The organism is Burkholderia sp. WSM2232 (assembly GCF_000472545.1).
In the GTDB taxonomy this organism is placed as follows: domain Bacteria; phylum Pseudomonadota; class Gammaproteobacteria; order Burkholderiales; family Burkholderiaceae; genus Paraburkholderia.
Genome location: NZ_AWZV01000047.1, coordinates 1 through 21,092, shown reverse-complemented (window position 1 = coordinate 21,092; position 21,092 = coordinate 1). Strand labels below are relative to the sequence as shown.

Genomic DNA, 21,092 nt, shown 5'->3' with positions numbered 1-21,092 from the left:
GTTGTAGATCTCTGCGCCGGACACGATGCACGACGCGCCGCCTTCGAGCGCTGGGCGCAGGCACATCAACGCGACCACGTCCGAGCTGTCGGAGTGAAACGGCAGCAGGTCGCGAATCTTGGCCGAAAGCGCATCGGGATCGTCCAGCGTTTTGTCGGAAGTCGCGTAGACATGATCGAGCAGATCGCCGAGTTCGTTCTGGCGGATCGGATCGCCGATGTGCAGGCCCAGGATGTAATAGATCGCCGCCGACAACGCATCGGAATAAAGATGCGTGCGCAGCCCGCGCGCGAGCACGAAGCCGCGTCCCTCGTCGATGTCTTTGCACCATTCGTCGACCGCGGCGGCGCATGCATTGAGGGGATAGTCCGAGGCCTTNACGAAGCGCAGNTCGGGATCGTCCTCGANGAAGCGCCGCCCGAGCACTTCCAGCTCGCCGATCTGNGCTTCGTTCAGATGGTAGATCCAGTTCTGCTTGTCGAGAAGTTNGTCGCCGCGCCACGCNGCGGCGCTGGTGACCGGGGACAACGCAATGGAAGTCGTCATGATGGTATCGGGGTTGAGGCGTTGAGAGGCGTGATCGACGATCACGAACGTATCATGGTCAAATTTGCGCGGGTTTTCTTGCCCGCAGACGTACGACCGCTTGATCGTCAGGCTTTGGACGAGGACACGCTGCGCCAGCGCGTCAGACCAGGCGCGAGGCTCGCGCCCCAACACCCGAAGGCCGGATGCCGCTCGCGACCGCGACGGCGAGTCAAAACCGCCGAATGCGCAGCCGTTCGCTAGCACGCCAAGAACGAAACGCCGGTGGAGCAGCGCGTCGCGGTAGTTGCGCATGATCGCGGACAGATGGAATGTATGCCGCTCGGCAGCCGGCAGGCTTTCCGCGAGCCACAGCCGGCACACCGCGAGCAGTGTCAGCGCAAACACTGCGAACAGCGCGAAGATCGCGCCAGCCGAAAGCCGCGTTCAACTGGCCGCCGAGCACCGGCGCGACGGCCGGCGCGAGCGCTAACATCATCATGATGTCAGCCAGCGTGCGCTGCATCTGCACCCGCCATCGTATCGCGCATGATCGCCTGGCTGATCACCATCTCTTCGCTCACGGCGAACTGCCGCGCGACGGCAGGCGGCGCCGGCAAGTGGCTGTCGGTGGCGAATGGGCCGAGCACCGACAGCGCGGCGAGCAGCATCGAAAGACTGCGGGACTTCATACGGAAGCGCGTTCCGTGTTCAAACGGGCTGATTCGTTGCCGCGAGCATGATCTCGCGGATGCAGACATTTTGCGGCATTTCATACGCGAAGCGGATGGCTTCGGCCACCTCTTGCGGTTCCAGGATCACGCCGCCGATCGAGTCCTTCCACGCCTGGAAGCCTTCCTTGATCGCGTGGTTGGTGGTGACGGTCTGTAATTCGGTGTTGCATGCGCCGGGCGCGATCAGCACCACGCGCACGTTATGCGGCGACACTTCCTCGCGCAGGTTCTCGGAAAGTGCATGCACCGCGTGCTTCGTTCCGACGTAGGCCACGTGCTGCGGATACGTCTTGCGGCCCGATGTCGAGCTCACATTGACGATGGTGCCGCGCCGCCGCGCCACCATGCCGGCGAGCACCGCATGCACGCCGTTGAGTACGCCCTTCACGTTGACATCGAGCATCCGGTCCCACTCCTCGGGGTGCTGCGCCGTCATGTCGCCGAGCAGCATCACGCCGGCATTGTTAATGATCGCATCGGCAGGGCCGAATTGTATTTCCGCTTCCCGCACAGCCGCGAGCAGCGCGGCGCGATCGGTGACGTCGACCTGACGGCACAGCGTGTTGGGTAACTCCAGCCCTCGCAGACGCCCGAGTCTGCGAGCGAGCAGCAGCAAGGGGTAGCCAAGTTGGGAGAAGAGGCGGGCGGTGGCTTCACCGATGCCGGAACTCGCTCCCGTGATGATGACAAGACCTTTCGACATGTCTTTCCTTCCCGTGGATGAAAGCCGCTAGCGCAGCGCCACGAGCTTAAGCGTGAAAACCGCGCCGGCTCTTGTCTCGACGCGCGCAAACGCTTGTCGGGTCGCGCATGTTTTTGACATGGGGGACGAGATCATTTTTGACGAGGTATTAATCAATTCCTCGCGCGCATTTGGTCAAGAACTGCCGAAATTGTCTGGATAGCGTTGAACGTACCGAATCGAGCTGCCCGCCGGGGCGCGCGGCAGTGATTCACGTAGAAGAAACACGTTCCCCTCTATCCAGGACCACACCAATGAAAAAGTATCTGACGGGCTTTGCGATGCTGACGGCAATGAGCGGCGCATATGCGCAAAGCTCGGTCACGCTGTATGGCCTCATCGACGCCGGCCTCACATACATCAGCAACGAAGGCGGCGGTCGTCTGTTCGAGTTCCAGGACGGCGCCAACTTCGGCAGCCGCTTCGGGCTGAAGGGCAGCGAAGACCTTGGAGGTGGACTCAAGGCGATCTTCCAGCTCGAAAACGGCTTCTCGCTCGGCACTGGCGCGTTGCGCAATAACGGCGCGCTGTTCGGCCGCCAGGCGTTCGTCGGGTTGTCGAGTAACTACGGTACGTTGACGATGGGTAACCAATACGACTTCATCGCCGACTACATCACGCCGTTCAACCTCAACGGCTATGCGAGCGTGTATGCGGGCCATATGGGCGATATCGATCGCATCTCCGCCGTGCAGTTGCCCAATTCGGTCAAGTATCAGAGCCCGACTTTCGACGGCTTCAGCTTCGGCGGCATGTGGAGCTTCGGCAACGTAGCGGGTAACTTCAGGCAGGACAGCGCATACAGTCTGGGCCTGAGTTACAGGAACGGCGGCTTCAATACTGCGGCGATCTACGAGCGTCTTCACGACGTCGACATCTACCCGTACGCGCAATTCGGCGTATTCCGCTTCCTCGGCCAGACGGTCGCGACGCGCAATCCGGACGGCAGCGTGAACGATCAGTTCTATACGACACCGTTCGTCGTCGACACGCAGTCGGAGTTCGGTATCGGCGCGAGCTATACGCGCGGCAAGCTGACGCTCGCCGCTAACTTCACGTCGACGCATCTGGAAGCAGCCACCGGCAGCGCGACCATGAACGTCTACGAAGCGGGCGCGATGTATTTCGTCGCGCCCGATATCGCCGTGCTCGGCGGCTACCAGTACACGACCTGGGACCACACTCACTGGCATCAGCCGACGATCGGCGCGCAGTACTACCTGAGCAAGCGCACCAGCTTTTACGTGAACGTCTCGTATCTGCATGCGCAGGACGGTGTCAACGCGAACCAGGGGGCCGGCTTCTATGCGCTGCCGTCGAGCACGAACACGCAGATCACGTCGCGCATCGCGATGATTCACACGTTCTGACGCCGTCCGGCGCGCGCCAGTCAGGAATGCGTGCGCGCGTGGACAAGACACTGCGGTTTTGGGCTCTTAATCTGAAGCCATGTCGTGACGGTTTCACCGCATGGCCGCAATGAAGCGCTTCGCGCAAACGGACATTCCATGACTACTCGTAGAAACTTCATTCAGATGCTGGGCGGCACGCTAGCGGGGCTGAGCGCGCCCGCGGCAGGCATGCTCGGCGCCCTCGGCGCAAGCGTGAGCGCCGATGCCGCGACCGGGCCGCTGACGATCGCCTTTCCCACCGACGTGCCGTCCTGGGACCCCCTGGTGCGCGTCGCGCCGAATCCAATTTCGATCTATCGCAGCGTGTTCGACGCAGCCCTCGACATCGACGTCAAAAGCACGCTGCGTGCCGGCGTCGTCACTGCATGGCGCTGGAAAGATACGGCGGGCAAGGTGCTCGAGCTGGATTTGCGCAGCGACGTGCTTTTTCACAACGGCGACACCCTTACCTCCGACGACTTCAAATTCACGCTGTTCGACCGGCTCCAGGCCGACAAGTCGCTGCAGGTCGGGGGCATCTGGTGGGCCCTCGAAGGCATCGAGACGCCGTCGCCGACGCGCGCGCTCATGCACTTCAAGGCGCCGATGATCACCGCGCCCGCGTTCCTCGGCTACATGGGAAGCTACATCCTGCCCCGTAAGTACTTCGAACGGGTCGGCGCACAGGGCTTCATCGCCAAGCCGATCGGCTCGGGTCCGTATCGCCTGATCGCCTACGAGCGCGATTCGCGCATCACGCTAAGCGCGTTCGACAAGCACTGGCGAGGCGCGCCGAAAATTCGCGACGTGGTGTTCCAGGTCGTCAAGGATCCGACCGCGCGCGTGGCGGCGGTGCAGGCATCGCAGGCGGACGTCTCGGGCATGCTGCCGCTGCGGGAAGCGGTGCGTCTCGCGCAAGGCGGCACGCACGACAGCAAGATCACGCCGACCATCGATTCGTATCTGATCCACATGGTGAATGGCGGCCCGACTCAGGACAGGAACGTGCGGCTCGCGATGCATCACGCAATCGACAAGCAGGCGCTGGTGCGTGCGTTCTTCAACAACGTCCCCGCGCCGATGTCGACGCCCGCTGCGCCGGGCACGCCCGCGTTCGATACAGACTTCAAATTCGCGTTCGACCCTGCGCAGGCCAAGGCACTGCTCGCGAAAAGCGGCTATTCGACGGATAAGCCCGTGCGGGTCAAGTTCCTCGCGACGAACGGCGTCTACCCGAGCGACTACGACATGGCGCGCGCGATCCAGCAGATGTGGAGAAAGGTCGGCATCGAGGCCGAACTAAGCCCGATCGAAACGGCGCAGTTCTTCGCTCAGGCCGTGGCAGGCACGCTGCCCGGCCCGACCTTGTGGATGTGGCAGAACGGCAGCGGCGACCCCGAACTGTCCGCGGGCTCGTATCTGAATCCCAAAACGGGTTTTTCGGTGTGGCGCAGCGCCGATGTCTCGCCGCGGCTCGATCCGCTGCTCGCCGAACTGGACGAGGCGAGGCGCATCGCCGGCTACAAGGAATTCCATCGCTGGGCGGTTGGCGAAGGCTATGCGTTGCCGCTGATGCAAGGCATCGCAACTGCGTCGTACCGCAAGGGCGTGCAATACACGCCGTTTCTGAGCGGCTGGATGCTGCCGGATTACTGGAGCGCGTGAACACGCCGCGCGACCTGAGACAAAGGAACACTGTAATGGTCAATAAACCTCTTCATCCGAAATTTGACGCGCAGTTTTTTGCCGGGCTCGATCGCTCCGCGAAGCACGTTAGCCAGGCGGAGACCTTGCCGCCCGCGTGCTATACCGACGCGGACTTCTTCGAGTTCGAGAAGGAAGCGTTGTTCAATCACGAGTGGCTGTGCGTCGGACGTGCGGGCTGGATCCGCAATCCGGGCGACTACTTCACGACGTCGATCGTCGGCGAGCCGCTCGTCATCACGCGCAACGCGAAGCGCGAGATCAAGGCCATGTCGTCGGTGTGTCAGCATCGCGCAATGGTGGTGGCCGAAGGCTTCGGCAATGCGCGCGCGCTGTTGTGCCCCTATCACCACTGGGCGTATTCGCTCGACGGCGAACTGATCGCCGCCCCCGCGATGGAAGAAACGGAGGGCTTCGAGAAGAAGGACTTCTGTCTTCCGACTATGCAGGTGGAGTGCTGGCAGGGCTTCATCTTCATCAACTTCGACCATGCGGCGGCACCGCTCGCACCGCGCCTGACCGCGCTCGACGCGGTGCTCGAAAACTTCGATCTGAAGAACGCCGAGGGCCCGCGCCCGGAGCAGCCGTTCCATTTCGGGTGGAACTGGAAGGTGATGTTTGAGAACAACAACGACGGCTATCACGCGAACCGGCTACATCACGGCCCGCTGCATGACTTCGTGCCGAGCGCTCTGGCGAGCTTCCCAGCCGAGCTCCCGGGGGACACGGCCGGCTACTATCGGACCAATGGCACCCTGCACGCCGATGCCGCGTTCAATCCGACGCAACGCGCGCTGTTCCCGGTGTTCCCGAAGCTGACCGACGAGGAGCGTAACCGGATGCTGTTCGCGAACCTGCCGCCGACCCTGTCGCTGGTGGTGTCGGTCGACAGCGTGATCTATATGATCCTGCGCGCCGATTCTGCGGGCACACACTACCTCGATCAGGGCGTGCTGTACGCACCCGGTGCGATGAAAGACCCGCTGTTCGCGAAGCGCGTCGAAATGAGCATGAGCGCGGTGTCGGACATCATTGCGCAGGATCTGCATGTCGACGAGATGGTGCAGGTGGGGCTGAAATCGCGCTATGCGGTGCGCGGTCGCTACTCGTGGCAGGAGCGCGCGCAGCAGGAACTCAACGCGTGGCTGGTGCCGCGCTACCAGGCGGCCTACCAGCGCATGAGCGAAACCGCCGCGAGCGCGCAAGGCAAGCTGGCCGCGATCGACGTCGCGGTAGCGGGCTGACGGATACACGTCGATGAGCACGCCCATGAGCACGTCAGCCACCAAAACAGGCGTAGGGGCTGCGCCGACGCGCGGGATTGCGTACGGACTGCCGCATCGGCTGCTGAAGTTCGCGCTGCGTATCGCGCGGCGCCTCGTGATCCTGATCGCGGTGTCGGTGGTGATCTTCGGCGTGCTGCGGCTGCTGCACTCGGACCCCGCGGCAATGCTGTTGCCACCGAACGCGAGCCTCGCGCAGATCGCCGAGGTGCGGCACGGGCTGGGGCTCGATCAGCCTCTCGCCGCACAGTATCTGCATTGGCTCGCGCATCTGGTGCGCGGCGACTTCGGCAATTCGCTGCAGAACGGCCGGCCGGTCGGCGGGCTAATCGTCGCTGCGCTGCCGACCACGCTGCAACTGCTCGCGGGCGGCTTGCTGCTAGGCGTGGCGGCGGGCATCGCGAGCGCCGTGTATGCGTTCAGCCGGCGTGATACGTTCGCCGAGCGCATCTGCGAAATGCTCAACGGGCTCGCGATGTCGGTGCCCGATTTCTTATGGGGCATTATGCTCGTGCTGCTGTTCGGCATCGCGCTGCGCTGGTTGCCGTTTCTCGGGCCGATCGACAACGCGTACACCGTCGCGCGGCACACCGGCTTCCTGCTCATCGATACATTGCTCGACGGCCAGTTCAGAGCGTTCGGCAATGCGCTGTTGCACCTCGTGCTGCCGTGCCTTGCGCTTGGCATGGGCATCGCGCCGCCGCTGATGCGCATTCTGCGTTCCAGTCTGCTCGATACCTACGCCGAGGAATACATCCACGCCGCGCGTTTGCGCGGTCTCAGCGAAGCGCAGATCTTGCGCCGGCACGGCTGGCGCAATGCGGCGCTGCCTACGCTGAACATTCTGGCGATACAGGTGAGCCTGCTGATCGGCGGCACGCTGCTGGTCGAAAAGGTGTTCGGGATGCCCGGCATCGGCACGCTGATGATCAACGCCATCGGCGCGCGCGACCTGCCGGTGATCCAGGCACTCGCGCTCATCTACGCAATTGTCGTCCAGTTCTCGAATGCGGTCGTCGATGCGCTCGAGCTACTGCTCAACCCGCGTCTGAGAGGTTTATGAATACACCGCTTGTTTCGGAAGCGAGCCCGCGGCCAGCGTTGCCTATGTCGCCCGCCTCGCCTGCGCGGACCGCATGGCGGCGCGTCGCGCGCGAGCCGCGCGTGCTGTTCGGCGCGGGCGTGCTGCTGCTGCTCGTGGTGCTCGCGCTGCTTGCGCCCGCGATCGCGCCGTATCAGCCCGACGACCAGGATCTACTGTCGACCTTGCTGCCGCCCGCGTGGGCGTCGGGCGGCTCGCACGAGCACTGGTTCGGCACAGACGCGCTCGGCCGCGACGTGCTGAGTCTGACGATCTACGGTGCGCGCATCGCCCTACTGGTCGGCTTGGTCGCGCCGCTGGGCACCGCGCTGATCGGCGGCTTGCTGGCGGTGCTGGCCGGATGGCGGGGCGGCAGGACCGACTGGCTAGTGTTGCGGTTGGTCGAAGTGTGGATGTCGTTTCCAGCGGTGGTGCTCGCGCTGGTGCTGGTCGTGTCGATGTCGCCGAGCATCGCGAATGTGATCGTCGCGCTGGTGTTCGTCGACTGGACGCGTTTTTGCCGCGTGCTGCGCGCCGAGGTGATCGTGATCCGGCGGCGCGACTACGTCGCGGCCGCACGCATCGCTGGCGCCGGTCCGCTCGCGACGATCTTTCGCGATGTGCTGCCAGCATTGCTGCCGACGCTGATCACGCTGATGAGTCTCGAGGTGGGCATCGCGATCGTCGCGGAGTGCAGCCTGTCGTTCGTCGGACTGTCGGCAAACGCGAGCCAGCCGAGCTGGGGCACGATGGTATCCGACGGCCTTGCCAACGTATTTACTTCGCCGTGGGGCCTGATTCTGCCGATCGCCGGCATGGTGCTGGCCGTGCTCGCGACGACCTTTCTCGGCGAGGGCCTGCGGCGCGCGACCGATGCGCGTCTTCTCGAACGTTCGGAGCGGCGCGGATGATCGGCCTGTTCAAGTCTCTGGCGCCGGCGGCGTCGCGCGCGGCCAGTGCGCACGGAAGCGGCGATGAGCTGCTCACGCTTGCAGCGCTCAACGTGGAACGCGACGGCGTAGCGTTGCTCCGCGACGTCGCGCTTGCGGTGCGGCGCGGCCGCACGCTCGGCCTCGTCGGCGAATCCGGCGCGGGCAAGAGCATGCTCGGCGGTGTGCTCGCGCGCAGCCTGCCGCGCGGTTTCGAACTGCGCGCGGACCAGCTGCGTTTCGCCGGCATCGATCTGCTTGGCGCGAGCGCGGCGCAACAACGCGCGCTGCTCGGCAAGCGCATCGCCTACATTCCGCAGGAACCGATGAGCGCGCTCGATCCGACGCTGTCGATTGGCCGGCAGTTCGCGCTGCATCTCGCGCGGCTCGGCGTCGCCGCGCCCGAGCGCAAGCAGCGCAGCATCGACGCGTTGGCCGAAGTGCTGCTCCCCGATCCGCAGAATTTGCTGGCTCGCTATCCATTCGAGTTGTCGGGCGGCATGTGTCAGCGCGTGTGCATCGCAATGGCGTTCGCGAGCAACCCCGATCTTGTAATCTCCGACGAAGCGACCACCGCGCTCGACGTAACGACGCAGCGCCACGTTGTCGAACTGATGCGCGATATGCAGGTGCGGCGCGGCACCAGCGTGATTTTCGTCACGCATGATATCGGCCTTGCGCTGCATGCGTGCCACGACATCGCCGTGCTGTACGCCGGCGATCTGGTGGAAACCGGCCCGGCGCGCGAACTGGTGGCGGCGCCGCGGCATCCCTATACGCGCGCATTGCTGCGTGCGAATCCGGTGCTGAAGGGCGAACGCGTGCGCGTCGAGCCGCTGAACGGCCACATGCCGAGCTTCGAGGAACTGGGCGCCCTGCATGGCTGCCGGTTCGCCGCCCGCTGCGCCGACGTTATGCCCGCTTGCAGCATTGCACCGGTCCCGTTGCTCGCGAGCGGTCCCCGCGCGGTGCGCTGCCTGCGCGCCGGCACGTTGCCGCAAGCCTCGCCGCGCACGCCTCTGGATACACGCAGCGCGATGGCGACTACGCCGTTCCTTGAATTGCGCGGCGTCGGCAAGCGCTATGCAAAGTCCGCAGTGCACGCCGTGCAGCCGCTCGGCCTGACGATCGCGCCCGGCGAGTTCGTCGCCGTGGTCGGTGAAAGCGGTAGCGGCAAGAGCACGCTCGGGCGTCTCGTGATGGGCCTGGAAACGCCCAGCGAAGGCGAGATCCTGCTCGACGGCCAGCGACTCGATGCGAGCCGCGCGATGTGGCAAAAGCGCATCGAAGCGATCCAGATGATCTTTCAGGACGCGCGCGCCGCCCTCAATCCGCGCCGGCGGCTCGCAAGCATCGTCACTCAGCCGGTGGAAAGCCGCGCGCATATGCTCGTGGACCGCGCGCGCCGTGCGCTCGAACTGCTCGATGAAGTAGGACTCGCGCCAGAGTACGCAGCGCGCTTCCCTTCGCAGTTGTCGGGCGGCCAGCGGCAACGCGTGAACATCGCGCGGGCGCTGTGCGAGGTGCCGCGTCTGCTGGTCGCCGATGAAATTGTCTCCGGGCTCGACGTCTCGGTGCAGGCGCAGATCATGGAACTGCTGCTCGCGCTGCGCGACTCGCACAAGATCGCGCTGCTGCTGATCTCGCACGATCTCGCGGTGGTCCGCTATCTGTGCTCCCGCGTGATCGTCATGCGGCGCGGCGTCGTGGTCGAAGCGGGACCGACCGAAGACGTGCTCGCGAATCCGCAGCATCCCTATACGCAAACTCTGATCGACGCGGCGCCGCACGTCGCGCAATTCGATTTTCTCACCGCATCGAACGCATAAAGCACATGTCCACCAACCAAACACGCATGCCCGTAATGTTCTTCGGCCACGGCAGTCCGATGAACGCGCTCGAAGACAATCGTGCGACCCGCGCCTGGGCGGCGATGGGCGCGGCGGCCGGCAAGCCGCGCGCGATCCTGATGATCTCCGCGCACTGGCTCACGCGCGGCACGGCCGTGACGGCGATGAACCAGCCGCGCACCATCCACGATTTCGGCGCGTTTCCACCGGCGCTGTTCGCACAGCACTACCCCGCGCCGGGCGATCCGGCGCTCGCGCGCCGCGTGGCCGAACTGCTCGCGCCACTGCCCGTTACGCTCGACGAGCGCTGGGGGCTCGATCACGGCAGCTGGTCGGTGCTGCTCAAGGCATTTCCCGACGCACGCATTCCGGTCGTGCAACTGAGCATGGATCGCGGCTGCGACGCGCGATGTCATTATGAGTTGGGGCACGCGCTCAGGCCGCTGCGCGACGAGGGCGTGCTGATTGCTGCGAGCGGCAACATCGTCCACAACCTGCCGGCGATGGATTGGAGCAAGCGCGACTCGGGCTACGGCTGGGCGCAGACGTTTCATGACCACATCGCCAACGCGATCGCGGAAAACCGGCCCGACGACGTGATCGATTACGAAAGCGCGGGCCCACTCGCGCTCCATTCGGTGCCGACGCCGGATCACTACTGGCCGGTGCTATATGCGCTCGGCGCACGACACGACGACGACCAAGTCAGCTTCGAGAGCAACTTCCTCGAATACGGCTCGCTGAGCATGCTGAGCTTCGTTCTCGCCGGCAGCCGTGCCTCTGGCGTGCGGGAGGCCGCGTGAATCTGCACGACGCTTCTCTCGTACATGCCGCGACCGCGTTGAAGCTGCGCGTGGTCAGCCGCGACGAGATCGCCCGCGACATCGTTGCGTTCGAATTCGAAGCGGCCGACTATCTGCCCCTGCCGGGCTTCGATGCGGGCGCGCACATCGAGATCGATTGCCACGGCGTGGCGCGTCAATATTCGCTCTGCGGCGATCCGGGCGACCCGATGCGCTACCGGATCGCCGTGCAATGCGAGGCGAACGGCCGCGGCGGCTCTCGCTTCATGTGCGAACGCGTGCAGGTGGGCGACACCCTGGACGCGGTCGGTCCTCGCAACCACTTTCGGATGCATCCGGCGCAACGCGCGGCGCTGCTTATTTCCGGCGGTATCGGCATCACGCCGATGCTGGCGATGGCGTGGACGCTGCATGCGTCTGGCACCCGCTTCTCGATGCACGATTTCGCGTCGGCACCTGAGCGCCAGGCATTCGTCGATGAGATCGCGGGCGCACCGTGGCGCACCGAGGTGACGCGCCATACCAGCCGATGCAACGACTTCGCGCCGTTGATCGGCGGCTTCGAAGCGGGGCGGCATCTGTACGTGTGCGGCCCTTCTGCGATGATCGACGCCGTGCTCGATACCGCGCGCGCGCTGGGCTGGCCCGACGATCATCTCCACTGCGAACGCTTTGCTGCGCCCTCGCAGACCGCGAGGGCATCGCCGGCGCAAGCGGACCAGCCGTTTTACGTCGAACTAGCATCGACGGGCCAACGCGTGCACGTCGCGCAAGGACAGAGCGTATGCGCGGCGCTCGCCGAGGCCGGCGTGCGCGTGCCGATGTCCTGTGAACAGGGCGTGTGCGGCTCCTGCATCACGCGCGTGCTCGACGGTGTTCCTGATCATCGCGACTGGGTTCTGAGCGCAGATGAACAGGCGTCCGGCAAGGTCTTTACACCGTGCTGTTCGCGCGCGAAGACGCCGTTGCTGGTCATCGACCTGTAGTTTCCGCTTGCTTCGATTTCTTCGCTACGTCACTCTCAACGAGCACTACCATGCCATTGATTCCAACTGAAGGCGCCGCGCGTGCCGCGATCGAACCCGGTGCGCTGCACACGCTGCGCGCAACGCCCGGCAATGTCCACTGGGGCTATTTCGACGCATCGCTTGCGCCGGCCCTGAGGGTGAAAAGCGGCGATCTCGTATACGCCGAAGCCGTCACGCACCATGCGGGCGACGCCCCTGACCTGATGATGGATCAGGCTTTGCACACACTCTGGCGAGCGATTCCGGAGGACGACCGCAATCCCGGCGTTCACATCATGACCGGGCCGATCCACGTTGAAGGCGCGAAGCCCGGCGACATGCTCGAAGTGCGTTATCTGCACATGACGCCGCGCTGCCGCTACGGCTCGAACCTCGCAGCGAATTGGGGCTATCTATACAAGGAGATGGGCGAGAAGGAACGCGTGACGATCTATGAACTGGACGAAGGTGCGAACCATGCGTCGGCGCTGTATGCATACGATTTCAAGGGCAGGTACGTGACGCCCGGCACAATCACGGAATGCCCGGTGTGCGATCGCCAGCCCGCGCTCGATGGCGTGCGCATTCCAGCGCGTCCGCACCTGGGCACGGCCGGCGTCACGCCCGCGGTGGACGGGCGCGTGAGCACGATTCCGCCCGGCCGCCACGGCGGCAACATCGACAACTGGCGCATCGGCGCTGGCGCCACGATGTACTACCCGGTGCAGGTGGACGGCGCGCTGTTTTCGGTCGGCGATCCGCATGTTTCGCAAGGCGACGGCGAAATCAGCGGCACCGCGATCGAGTCGTCGCTGAATGTGACGATGCAGATCATCTTGCGCCGTGACTTCACGTTCCCGACGCCACTGCTCGAAACCGCCGACAGCTGGATCGTTCACGGCTTCGATCCGCAACTCGATCAGGCGCTTCGCAACGCGTCGCTCGACACGATGCATCTGCTCGAAGAGCATGTCGGCCTGTCGCGTAACGACGCGTATTCGCTGATGAGCGTCGCGGGCGATGTCGGCATTACACAGGTGGTCGACGCGACGCTCGGCGCGCACGTGCGGCTGCCGCGCGGCATCTTTCCGAAGCTCGGCAAGAAGTGAACCGGCTGCGCGAGATCGAGTCGTTCGTCAGCGTCGTCGATGCGGGCGGCTTCGCGGCCGCCGCAGACGCTAACGGCGTGTCGCGCGCGCTCGTTTCGCGTACCGTGCAGGCGCTCGAAACCCGGCTCGGCGCCCGGCTTTTGCATCGCACGACGCGCAAGGTCGCGCTGACAGCGGCGGGTGAAGCCTACTGTCGCGCGTGTCGCGAAATTCTGGAGCGACTCGATTCGGCCGATCGCGCCGCGCAAGGCGAGGGCGCGCGTGCGTCTGGCGATCTGCGAATCAGCGCGCCAGTGAGCTTTGGCATCACTCATCTCGCGCCGCTTTGGGCCGGGCTGCTGGCGCGTGCGCCTGACGTCCGGCCGGTTATCGCGTTGTCCGATGCACTTGTCGATATCGTCGCGGAAGGCTTCGATCTGGCGATCCGGATAGCGCGTCCGGCCGAGTCTTCGCTGGTACATCGGCGCCTCGCGAATACGCCGCTCGTCATGTGCGCGGCGCCTTCGTATCTGGAGCGCCACGGCGAGCCGCTGACGCCGGCCGAGCTGTCCGCGCATCAATCGATTGCCTATGGCTACTTCAGCGAGCGCAACGACTGGCGGCTGCGCGAGCGCGCGAGCGGGCGCGAACATATCGGTCGTCCTCGTCCGGTGATGAGCGCGAACAACGGTGAAACCTGCGTCGCGGCGGCGGAGGCGGGCGTCGGGCTCGTGCTGCAGCCGCTCTTTCTCGTGATGGAAAGCCTGTCGCGTGGACGGCTCGTGCCAGTTCTCGAAGGCTTCACGCCGCCGCCGATCGGCGTCTACGCGGTTTATCCGAGCCGCGCCCAGTTGCCTGCGAAAACCCGCGTCGCCGTAGATTACCTGGCTGAGCAATGGCGCGACGCGCCGTGGACGGTGGCGTGGACGCGCGCATGATCTTGGGGGCGCTGTGCTGATCAATGCGGTGCAGCGTGCACCCTTACGAGTCAGCCCATGCCGATCGAGGGGCGGTGGCGCGGCTCAGACCACGTATTAATGGCGCATGACGACATGGTGCGACATTTGCATACCTTGACGCAGGTCAATGGATGTTGGAGAGCAGGGTCATGTCGTTGAAGTCCTGGCACTTTTCCACCCAAGCGATTTCGACGGAACAGCGTTCGCAGGTCTGGCGCGAAGCGATGACGGCCGCGTGCCTGCCGCACGACGCTACGCCGATCAGCGACGGTTTCGAAGGCGACGTTCACGGAATCGTTTCGCCCACCGGCATAGAGTTTTCGCGGATGCGCGCGACGCCGCTGACTATCTCCGGCAGCTTTCGCAACCAGCAGGCGGCGCTGTGGCTGGCGTTGCTGCTGGAAGGGCGCTCGATGTTCGTCGGCTCCGGCGAGCGGGTGTCCGTCGCGCGCGGCGACATGCTGTACGGGCCATGCGGGCGTGATTCAACGCTGGAGCTTTACGCGGATTTCCGGCTGCTGTATGTGCGTGTGCCGACGAGTGTGCTTCACCCCGGCCTCGTCGATCCACGCCGGTTGAGCACCGGTGTGCTGCCGGCCGATTCGAGCCTCACTCGCGTGCTCGCGGCGATGCTGCGCGCGGTGGGCGACGAGCTGGAGTACTTCGACGCGGAGCACATTCACCCGATCGAGGTGGCAGTGTCGGAATTCCTGACCGCGAGTCTGGCAAGTCATCTGGCGGCGCACACGCTCGGGGACCGCAAGCGTTCGGAGCATTTCGTGCGAATCTGCCAGGCAATCGATCAGCAGCTCGGCAGTGCGGATCTCTCGCTGAACGCGATTACCGAGCAGCAGCACGTTTCCTCGCGGTACGTGCAGAAACTTTTCGAGGACGCGGGGATGAGCTTTACCGGCTACGTGCGCGAGCGCCGCCTCGAACGATGCAGGCAGGAACTGTTGAGCCCGGCGCATCGGGCATTGTCGGTATCGGAGATCTGCTTTCGCTGGGGCTTCAATGATGCGGCGCACTTCAGTCGCAGTTTCCGGGCCAGGTTCGACATGACGCCGCGTGAGTGCCGCAAGAGCGGCGGTGCCGCGATCGATGAAGCTGAATGAAAATAGCCGCTTCCGTCTCGTCGACACAAGCGGCTTGCTGGCGTGAAGCTGTCGCTAAACCGGTCGCTTATCGCTTGATCCATGTCGGCACGATCTGCACGCCAAGACCTGCACCATAGCCGAGATAAATGTTCAAACCCGCGACCGCTTCGAGATAGCGGGCGTTGTGCAGGCCGCCCGCGTCGATGCTCGCGAAGCCCATCGATTCAGCCATATTCGCAACTTTCTGCTTCGCGTCGCTGTCGTTGCCGGCGATGAAAACCGATGCGGCTTGCGATGGGAACGCCGCGCCGCCGTCGAGCACTTGTGCAAACAGCGTGTTGAACGCCTTGACGACCGTGGCGCCGGTGAGCTTGGCGATTTCTTCTGCGGCGGACGTAGTGTGGCCGATGGTCAGGCCCATGTAGTCGTCGGTGAGGGGATTGGTCACGTCGACGAGCACTTTGCCTTTGAGCGAACCGAGTTCGGCCAGCGCGGCGCCGGCATTGCCGTATGGCACCGCCAGCACGACAACTTCCGCGTCCTTTGCAGCCGCGGACAACGACGTGCTCTTCGCGCCAAATTGCGCGGCAACCTTTTGAACGTGCGCAAGCTTGCGCCCCGTGACTTCTACTTCATGGCCTGCTGCCGCCAGTTGTTTCACCATCGCCGCACCTACGTTGCCGTATCCCACCACGGTGATTCTCATCGCTGTTCTCCAGTTAAGTTGAGTACAGCGAATGTACGGGAAGCACGGATGGCGATAAATGCCGGCGCGGTTGACAGTCTGTCGACCAGGTGGCGAGCTGGCGACTGATCCGCTGGAACTGAGCGCAAGCTGGAAGGGATATTTGCACTGCGCGGTGAGCCTTGCAAGGCAGCGACCAGACAGCTCCGATCCGGTCAGAGCTGAGGGCAACGTCTGAGCGGCGATTAATCACGGTCAAGCGTGACAGTTGTAGTCAACGGTGTGTTCGCGATCACGTACCGGCATTCGAGCTGGTCGCGATCAAGCGAGAGGTCGGGGGCCAAAAGTCGACGGTGATGACGTTAAGGCCGGTTGAGATCCAAACACAAAGGATGCGGCCCGCTTTCCGTGGGCCGCTCACATCGTGAAATCTTCTCTCGCAATCGATGAGAGAACATCGACTCATACGTAGCTCTTGCTCAAAGCGAGCAATTCAGGCGTACCAATCACTTCGTTGAGCTCGTTGAACGTCAGCATGTCCGGCCACATCGGCTCAGTCGTTCCGTGGTCCAGCAGACACGTGCACTACCGTTGCAGACCGCGCGCGACGAACCGGGCGGTACAGCCAGGAAAAACGACGATGCGATACCCGCGCTGACGCAACTCCTCGACGCTTCGCACCGGTGTCTTGCCGCCTTCCACCATGTTCGCGAGCAGCAGAACACGCTTGCCGAACCGCTTGCATACGATGTCCATCTGCTCCGTAGTGTTGACGGCCTCGACGAACAGTGCGTCCACGCGGCATGCGAGATACGCCTGCGCGCGATCCATTGCCGCGTCGAATCCTTCGACGGCAATGGCATCGGTGCGCGCGGGAACAAGTGTGCCGGAAGAATGGCGGGCGTCGAGCGCCGCTTACCGCGCATCTTGGCGGACGACACCAGCGTCTTGTCCGCGAGATGACCGCAGCGCTTCGGAAAGCTTTGGTCTTCAAGCTGGATCATCGCTGCTCCGGCGCGCTCAAAATCGCGCACGGTTCGTTGCGTGTTCAGCGCGCTGCCAAAGCCCGTATCGCCATCCACGATGACAGGGAGGCGCACGCGATCCGTGATGCGCCATAAAGTGTCGACTGCTTCCTTGGCTGTCGTGAGACCAACATCGGAGCGGCCGAACGACGTATAAGCGACCGCGCCGCCAGACAGGTACAGCGCGTTGAATCCCGCCTGCTCTGCGATGAGCGCGGTAAGCGCATCGTACACGCCGGGCGGGAGCACCGTTTCGCCAATAGCGAGGCGGCGCTTCAGGTCCGTGCTGGTCCGCCGGCTCGGATGACATCCTCACGCAACGACATGCGCTTCTTCGGTGGCCGTCGTCGATGCTGGGGTCGTGCCGTCCAGATCGGGCCTCAGCAATATGTTCATCCGTTCGGCCTGGCGTTTCTCGAAGCGCAAAAACGCATCCGTGATGTAACTGCCGCGCACGCCGCCGCGCACCGAACCGGGGCGCACGTCGGCGAAGTAATACTCCCACTCGGGCGGCAGGGGCGCCGAATCCGGGACCGACAGCCACAGGCGCAGCAGGTGGCGGCGGTTCGCCTCGTCTTCGAAGTCTTCGAATTCCGTGCGCGAATGCAGCACGACGTAGTTGTTCAGCAGTTGCGGGTCGCCCTGTTCGAGCCACATCGAGTAACACAGACGCGGATCGGCGGCGAGTTCATCGAGCAGATCGAGCGCTTGGGTGAGTTCGGGCGTGAGGCGCGGCACTTCCGGGAAACCCGTTTGGGCGGCGTTCGTATTCTTGCGATTGGCGCGCAGCGCGAAGTAATGCGGCAGCGAACCGATCACGGGGCAGTTGTAGAATCCCGGCCGGCCGGGCGCCTGCGTGCCCTGATAGCTGTGAAAAACCGGTCCCTTCAGCACGTGGATCAGCTCCTGGCGGCGCTTGCGGATCTCCTCGACCATCGCAAACGAACTCGTAATCTTGCTTTTGACGCCCGACTTGGCAGGATGCAGACAGAGCAGGGCGACGACATCGCAGGAGTCGGCGTGGAAGTCGAGCGCCGCGTTGGTGTTGTAGCCGCGGCCGTTCTTCGATTTATAGGTCGCGCCGGAATCGCGGATCTGCGATTCGTCATGGGCGTGGGCCGAGGTGCGGAGCTGATCATCGGATATGCGGCGCTGGGCGAGTTTGTTCCGAGCCTCGCGCGCGGGCGCTTCGGCGCAATTCTTGCCTTGCTCACGAATCTGTCGGTGACGGCGACCGGCATCGTCGGTTATTGGGCCATTCCGGCGCTCGGCTGGCGTTCGATGTTCGCACTGGTCGGGCTCGGTGCCGTCGGCATCTGGTTCCTGCGCAAGTCGATGCCCGAATCGCCGCGCTGGCTCGAATCGCAGGGACGTCACGAGGAAGCCGACGCGCTGTTGCGTTCGATCGAGGCCCGCTTTGCAGAGCGTGCGGCGTGGAGCGACGCATTGGCGTCGGTCACGGCGGCATCCATCGACGCAGCGCCTGTCGCTGCGGCGCCCGGCTATTCGGCACTGTTCAAACGTCCGCTGCTGTCGCGAACCGTGCTCGCGATGATAATGTCCGCAGTCAACATGTCGGTTCTCTACGGTCTGATCGCCTGGTTTCCGAGGTTTCTCGTCAAGCAGGGCATCGCTGTCACCTCGAGGCTCGGATACACGGCGGTTATGGGTATTGGCACACCTGTCGGATGCCTGATCGGGATTGCGCTGACGGACCGGATCGGCCGCCGCCTAAGCATCGTTGGCGTGCTGGCGCTCGAAGCAATAGCGACGGCGCTCTATCCGATGGCTCACACGCCCATCGAACTGATGGCAACCGGCGCCGTGATCATGATGTGCTCCGGGTGCATCACCTCGCTCGCGTTCGCGGTCTATATTCCCGAACTGTTTTCCCACGGAACTGCGCATGCGCGGATCATCGCTGTCCGCCGCGGTCGACCGTCTCGCGTCCGCGGGCACGCAGGGTGGGATCGTAGTGATCTTCGGAATGGGTGGGATCTTCGGCGTCACCAACTTTCAGATCGGCCTAATCGCGCTGCAGATCGTCGCGTTGCTGGTGCTGGGCGTGAACACGCGTGCCCGGACCTTGGAAGAGATCGCGCCCAACCCCGCAGCACAGCCCCATCGTGCGGCGAACGCGGGGCAGCCATCGGCCATGCACGGCCGCAGCACCGGCGTTTCGGCGCAGCAATAGTCATATCCAGGGGCGCCGCCTGTCATACGGCGCCCGCTCTCCTTATCAGCTTTTCTTGCGGGGAAATTCCGCGAAGCCTTCGGATGTCCGCAGGCGCATCGCCTGGCACCTCCTGGTTGTAAGGTGCGATAGACCGATTGTTAATTCTTGTTGCCGGACAACGAGAAGCGGCCAATGACCTCGCGCAGCGTTGCGGCCTGATCGTTCAACGACTGAGCGGCGGCAGCGGCCTCTTCGACGAGGGCAGCATTCTGCTGCGTCGCCTTGTCGATCTGGTTGACGGCGGCGTTGACCTGCTCAATGCCGGCGCTTTGCTCTTGCGATGCATTGCTGATCTCGCGCAGGATGTCGTTGACCTGGCGAACCGCGCGCTCAATCTCGCTCATGGTCGTGCCAGCGGCCGACACGTGTACCGTGCCCTGCTGGACCGTCTTCGACGACGCCTCGATCAACTGTTTAATCTCTTTGGCGGCCGTTGCCGAGCGTTGCGCGAGACTGCGCACCTCTGCGGCCACGACGGCAAAGCCCCGGCCCTGCTCGCCGGCCCGCGCTGCTTCGACGGCTGCATTGAGCGCAAGGATGTTTGTCTGGAAGGCAATGCCGTCGATCACCGAAATGATGTCGTTGACCTGGTTCGAACTGGTCGTGATCGCGTCCATTGTGAGGATGACGTCGTTCACCACCGTGCTGCCCCGCGTGGCAATCGTGGCCGCGCCGCCGGCCAGTGCGGCCGCGAATTTGGCGCTTTCTGCATTGCTGCGCACATTTTCCGTCATCTGGTTCATGCTCGACGCCGTCTCGAGCACGGCGGCGGCCTGCTGTTCTGTACGCCGCGACAGATCCGCGTTGCCCGCCGCGATCTCGGAAGAACCGACCGTAATGTTCTCGGCGCTGTTCCTCACATCGGTCATGGCTGCTTCGAGGCCATTCCGCATGGAGCTTAACGCATACATAAGACTGGTCCTGTCCCCCGGCAGCACGGGCACGTCCACGGCAAGGTCGCCCTCGGCCACGCGATGCGCGGTCTCGACCGCGGCTTCGAGCTGCCCGCCGATAGACTGGCGCGCGCTCCTGAGGGCGATAGACATAATCACCGTGGCCAGGCCGCCGAAGATAGCAACGGCCACCAGCCAGCGCACGGCGCAGGTGATGACCGTCGAGCGAATGTCGTCCATGTACGCGCCGGTGAATAGCACCCAGTCCCAGTCCGAAAAGCGCTTCGAGTAGGCCAGCTTCTCGATCGGCGCCTCGCCTCCGGGCTTTGGCCAGTAGTAGCTGACGAAACCACCCTGTGGCTGTCGTGCAGTGCCGATGAGATCGGCGTAGAAGCGCTTGCCGTTGGTATCGGTCATGTCCGCCATGCTTTTGCCCGCGACTTCGGGCTTGAGCGGATGAACGACGATGACAGCTTGCGAATCACAAACGGTGATATAGCCGTCCTTGCCGTAACGGAGCGATGCGATCACGGCCTTCGCCTGCCGCTTCGCCTCATCGTCGCTGAGGAGATTGCGCGCCGCCTCGCTATGAAACCGGGTAATGGCACTCGTCGCCTGGTCGATCAGCGTGGAAAGCTGCATACGTCGCTCCGCGATTATGGCGTCGCGCGTTTGCCAGATTCCCATGGCAGCAATGAACAGAAGGCCGACCCAAAGCACGACGATCGTCGAGGCGAGCTTCTGGTTGAGCGTCAGGGGGATACGCGCATTGGTCGCAGCAATGGTGGTTTTCGTCGATGTCATCTCTTGGTCTCGTCAGTCAGCCCNGGCCCGGTGCAGCGCTGGTGTGGCGAACGNGTTAACGGCCGTTGCAATGAAACACTTAGACATCGCGAGAAAAACATACCTTTCCGCNCCTTTCGCGGTACGGCCGGGGACACTCTCATCGCCTCCTGCAAAGTCCTGCAGTCACGTCGCTGATTTCGCCGCATTGGCCAAGGCTGTAGTTGTCCTCGACGACGGTTCTCCAATGCCCGGTTGCGAGCAGAGGCTAGCGTTC

18 protein-coding genes and 1 pseudogene are annotated in these 21,092 nt (G+C 64.0%); 12 read left to right on the top strand and 7 right to left on the bottom strand.

The annotated features are described in order from the left end of the window. The 3 genes from F757_RS0128715 to F757_RS0128705 form a co-directional block, all read right to left on the bottom strand. On the bottom strand, positions 1-546 hold a 546-nt coding region (locus F757_RS0128715), incomplete at its 3' end, for a TauD/TfdA family dioxygenase (protein WP_027214379.1). Between the two features lie 485 nt (positions 547-1,031). Next, positions 1,032-1,217 (bottom strand): hypothetical protein, encoded by a 186-nt coding sequence (locus F757_RS0128710; protein WP_027214378.1) that lies wholly within the window; start codon positions 1,215-1,217, stop codon positions 1,032-1,034. A gap of 19 nt (positions 1,218-1,236) precedes the next feature. Next, positions 1,237-1,962: an SDR family oxidoreductase gene (locus F757_RS0128705; RefSeq protein WP_027214377.1), complete on the bottom strand. Its 726-nt coding sequence runs from the start codon at positions 1,960-1,962 to the stop codon at positions 1,237-1,239. Between the two features lie 293 nt (positions 1,963-2,255). On the opposite strand from F757_RS0128705, the gene F757_RS0128700 reads away from it, so the two are divergent. The 11 genes from F757_RS0128700 (at position 2,256) to F757_RS34280 (ending at position 15,211) form a co-directional block, all read left to right on the top strand. Further along, positions 2,256-3,371 carry a porin gene (locus tag F757_RS0128700; RefSeq protein WP_027214376.1) on the top strand — a complete coding sequence of 372 codons (1,116 nt, stop codon included), beginning with the start codon at positions 2,256-2,258 and terminating at the stop codon, positions 3,369-3,371. A 138-nt stretch (positions 3,372-3,509) separates the two neighbouring features. After that, entirely contained in the window at positions 3,510-5,057 is a 1,548-nt protein-coding gene (locus F757_RS0128695; protein WP_084531070.1) for an ABC transporter substrate-binding protein, read from the top strand. A gap of 35 nt (positions 5,058-5,092) precedes the next feature. Next, positions 5,093-6,340, top strand: a complete 1,248-nt coding sequence (locus F757_RS0128690) for an aromatic ring-hydroxylating oxygenase subunit alpha (RefSeq protein WP_027214374.1) — start codon at positions 5,093-5,095, stop codon at positions 6,338-6,340. Positions 6,341-6,365: 25 nt separating this feature from the next. Beyond that, on the top strand, positions 6,366-7,442 hold the full coding sequence (locus tag F757_RS0128685; RefSeq protein ID WP_198021449.1) for an ABC transporter permease: 1,077 nt from the start codon (positions 6,366-6,368) through the stop codon (positions 7,440-7,442). Beyond that, a complete protein-coding gene (locus F757_RS0128680; RefSeq protein ID WP_232221476.1) occupies positions 7,439-8,371 on the top strand; it encodes an ABC transporter permease in 933 nt (310 codons plus the stop codon). Before F757_RS0128685 ends, F757_RS0128680 begins: the two co-directional genes overlap by 4 nt. After that, a complete protein-coding gene (locus tag F757_RS34285; protein ID WP_051376891.1) occupies positions 8,368-10,218 on the top strand; it encodes an ABC transporter ATP-binding protein in 1,851 nt (616 codons plus the stop codon). Before F757_RS0128680 ends, F757_RS34285 begins: the two co-directional genes overlap by 4 nt. 5 nt (positions 10,219-10,223) lie before the next feature. Further along, positions 10,224-11,042, top strand: coding sequence for a 4,5-DOPA dioxygenase extradiol (ygiD, locus tag F757_RS0128670; RefSeq protein WP_035467570.1), 819 nt, complete (start codon positions 10,224-10,226; stop codon positions 11,040-11,042). Further along, a complete protein-coding gene (locus F757_RS0128665; protein ID WP_051376890.1) occupies positions 11,039-12,028 on the top strand; it encodes a PDR/VanB family oxidoreductase in 990 nt (329 codons plus the stop codon). Before ygiD ends, F757_RS0128665 begins: the two co-directional genes overlap by 4 nt. 50 nt (positions 12,029-12,078) lie before the next feature. After that, entirely contained in the window at positions 12,079-13,158 is a 1,080-nt protein-coding gene (locus F757_RS0128660; RefSeq protein WP_027214369.1) for an acetamidase/formamidase family protein, read from the top strand. After that, positions 13,155-14,075: a LysR substrate-binding domain-containing protein gene (locus F757_RS0128655; protein WP_027214368.1), complete on the top strand. Its 921-nt coding sequence runs from the start codon at positions 13,155-13,157 to the stop codon at positions 14,073-14,075. Before F757_RS0128660 ends, F757_RS0128655 begins: the two co-directional genes overlap by 4 nt. Positions 14,076-14,245: 170 nt before the next feature. After that, a complete protein-coding gene (locus F757_RS34280; protein WP_198021448.1) occupies positions 14,246-15,211 on the top strand; it encodes a helix-turn-helix domain-containing protein in 966 nt (321 codons plus the stop codon). A gap of 67 nt (positions 15,212-15,278) precedes the next feature. Here F757_RS34280 and F757_RS0128645 read toward each other — a convergent pair whose 3' ends face one another. From F757_RS0128645 to F757_RS36340, 3 genes and pseudogenes are all read right to left on the bottom strand, one after another. Beyond that, on the bottom strand, positions 15,279-15,899 hold the full coding sequence (locus tag F757_RS0128645; protein WP_027214367.1) for an NADPH-dependent F420 reductase: 621 nt from the start codon (positions 15,897-15,899) through the stop codon (positions 15,279-15,281). Between the two features lie 441 nt (positions 15,900-16,340). Continuing rightward, positions 16,341-17,182 (bottom strand): annotated as a pseudogene (locus tag F757_RS34275) (isocitrate lyase/PEP mutase family protein). 33 nt (positions 17,183-17,215) lie between these two features. Continuing rightward, positions 17,216-17,998 (bottom strand): TauD/TfdA family dioxygenase, encoded by a 783-nt coding sequence (locus F757_RS36340; RefSeq protein WP_232221477.1) that lies wholly within the window; start codon positions 17,996-17,998, stop codon positions 17,216-17,218. Between F757_RS36340 and F757_RS34265 the strand changes: the two genes are divergently transcribed. Further along, positions 17,885-19,219 carry an MFS transporter gene (locus F757_RS34265; protein WP_051376887.1) on the top strand — a complete coding sequence of 445 codons (1,335 nt, stop codon included), beginning with the start codon at positions 17,885-17,887 and terminating at the stop codon, positions 19,217-19,219. The two genes, F757_RS36340 and F757_RS34265, sit on opposite strands and share 114 nt — an antisense overlap. 18 nt (positions 19,220-19,237) lie before the next feature. On the opposite strand, the gene F757_RS0128610 is transcribed toward F757_RS34265, so the two are convergent. Continuing rightward, on the bottom strand, positions 19,238-20,788 hold the full coding sequence (locus F757_RS0128610) for a methyl-accepting chemotaxis protein (RefSeq protein WP_027214365.1): 1,551 nt from the start codon (positions 20,786-20,788) through the stop codon (positions 19,238-19,240). Between the last annotated feature and the right edge of the window lie 304 nt (positions 20,789-21,092).

Coding starts and splice junctions, on each gene's coding strand:
- F757_RS34265 (WP_051376887.1), top strand. CDS start 17,885: ATGCAGACAGAGCAGGGCGACGACATCGCAGGAGTCGGCGTGGAAGTC.
- ygiD (WP_035467570.1), top strand. CDS start 10,224: ATGTCCACCAACCAAACACGCATGCCCGTAATGTTCTTCGGCCACGGC.
- F757_RS34285 (WP_051376891.1), top strand. CDS start 8,368: ATGATCGGCCTGTTCAAGTCTCTGGCGCCGGCGGCGTCGCGCGCGGCC.
- F757_RS0128695 (WP_084531070.1), top strand. CDS start 3,510: ATGACTACTCGTAGAAACTTCATTCAGATGCTGGGCGGCACGCTAGCG.
- F757_RS34280 (WP_198021448.1), top strand. CDS start 14,246: ATGTCGTTGAAGTCCTGGCACTTTTCCACCCAAGCGATTTCGACGGAA.
- F757_RS0128660 (WP_027214369.1), top strand. CDS start 12,079: ATGCCATTGATTCCAACTGAAGGCGCCGCGCGTGCCGCGATCGAACCC.
- F757_RS0128700 (WP_027214376.1), top strand. CDS start 2,256: ATGAAAAAGTATCTGACGGGCTTTGCGATGCTGACGGCAATGAGCGGC.
- F757_RS0128685 (WP_198021449.1), top strand. CDS start 6,366: ATGAGCACGTCAGCCACCAAAACAGGCGTAGGGGCTGCGCCGACGCGC.
- F757_RS0128680 (WP_232221476.1), top strand. CDS start 7,439: ATGAATACACCGCTTGTTTCGGAAGCGAGCCCGCGGCCAGCGTTGCCT.
- F757_RS0128645 (WP_027214367.1), bottom strand. CDS start 15,899: ATGAGAATCACCGTGGTGGGATACGGCAACGTAGGTGCGGCGATGGTG.
- F757_RS0128705 (WP_027214377.1), bottom strand. CDS start 1,962: ATGTCGAAAGGTCTTGTCATCATCACGGGAGCGAGTTCCGGCATCGGT.
- F757_RS0128710 (WP_027214378.1), bottom strand. CDS start 1,217: ATGAAGTCCCGCAGTCTTTCGATGCTGCTCGCCGCGCTGTCGGTGCTC.
- F757_RS0128690 (WP_027214374.1), top strand. CDS start 5,093: ATGGTCAATAAACCTCTTCATCCGAAATTTGACGCGCAGTTTTTTGCC.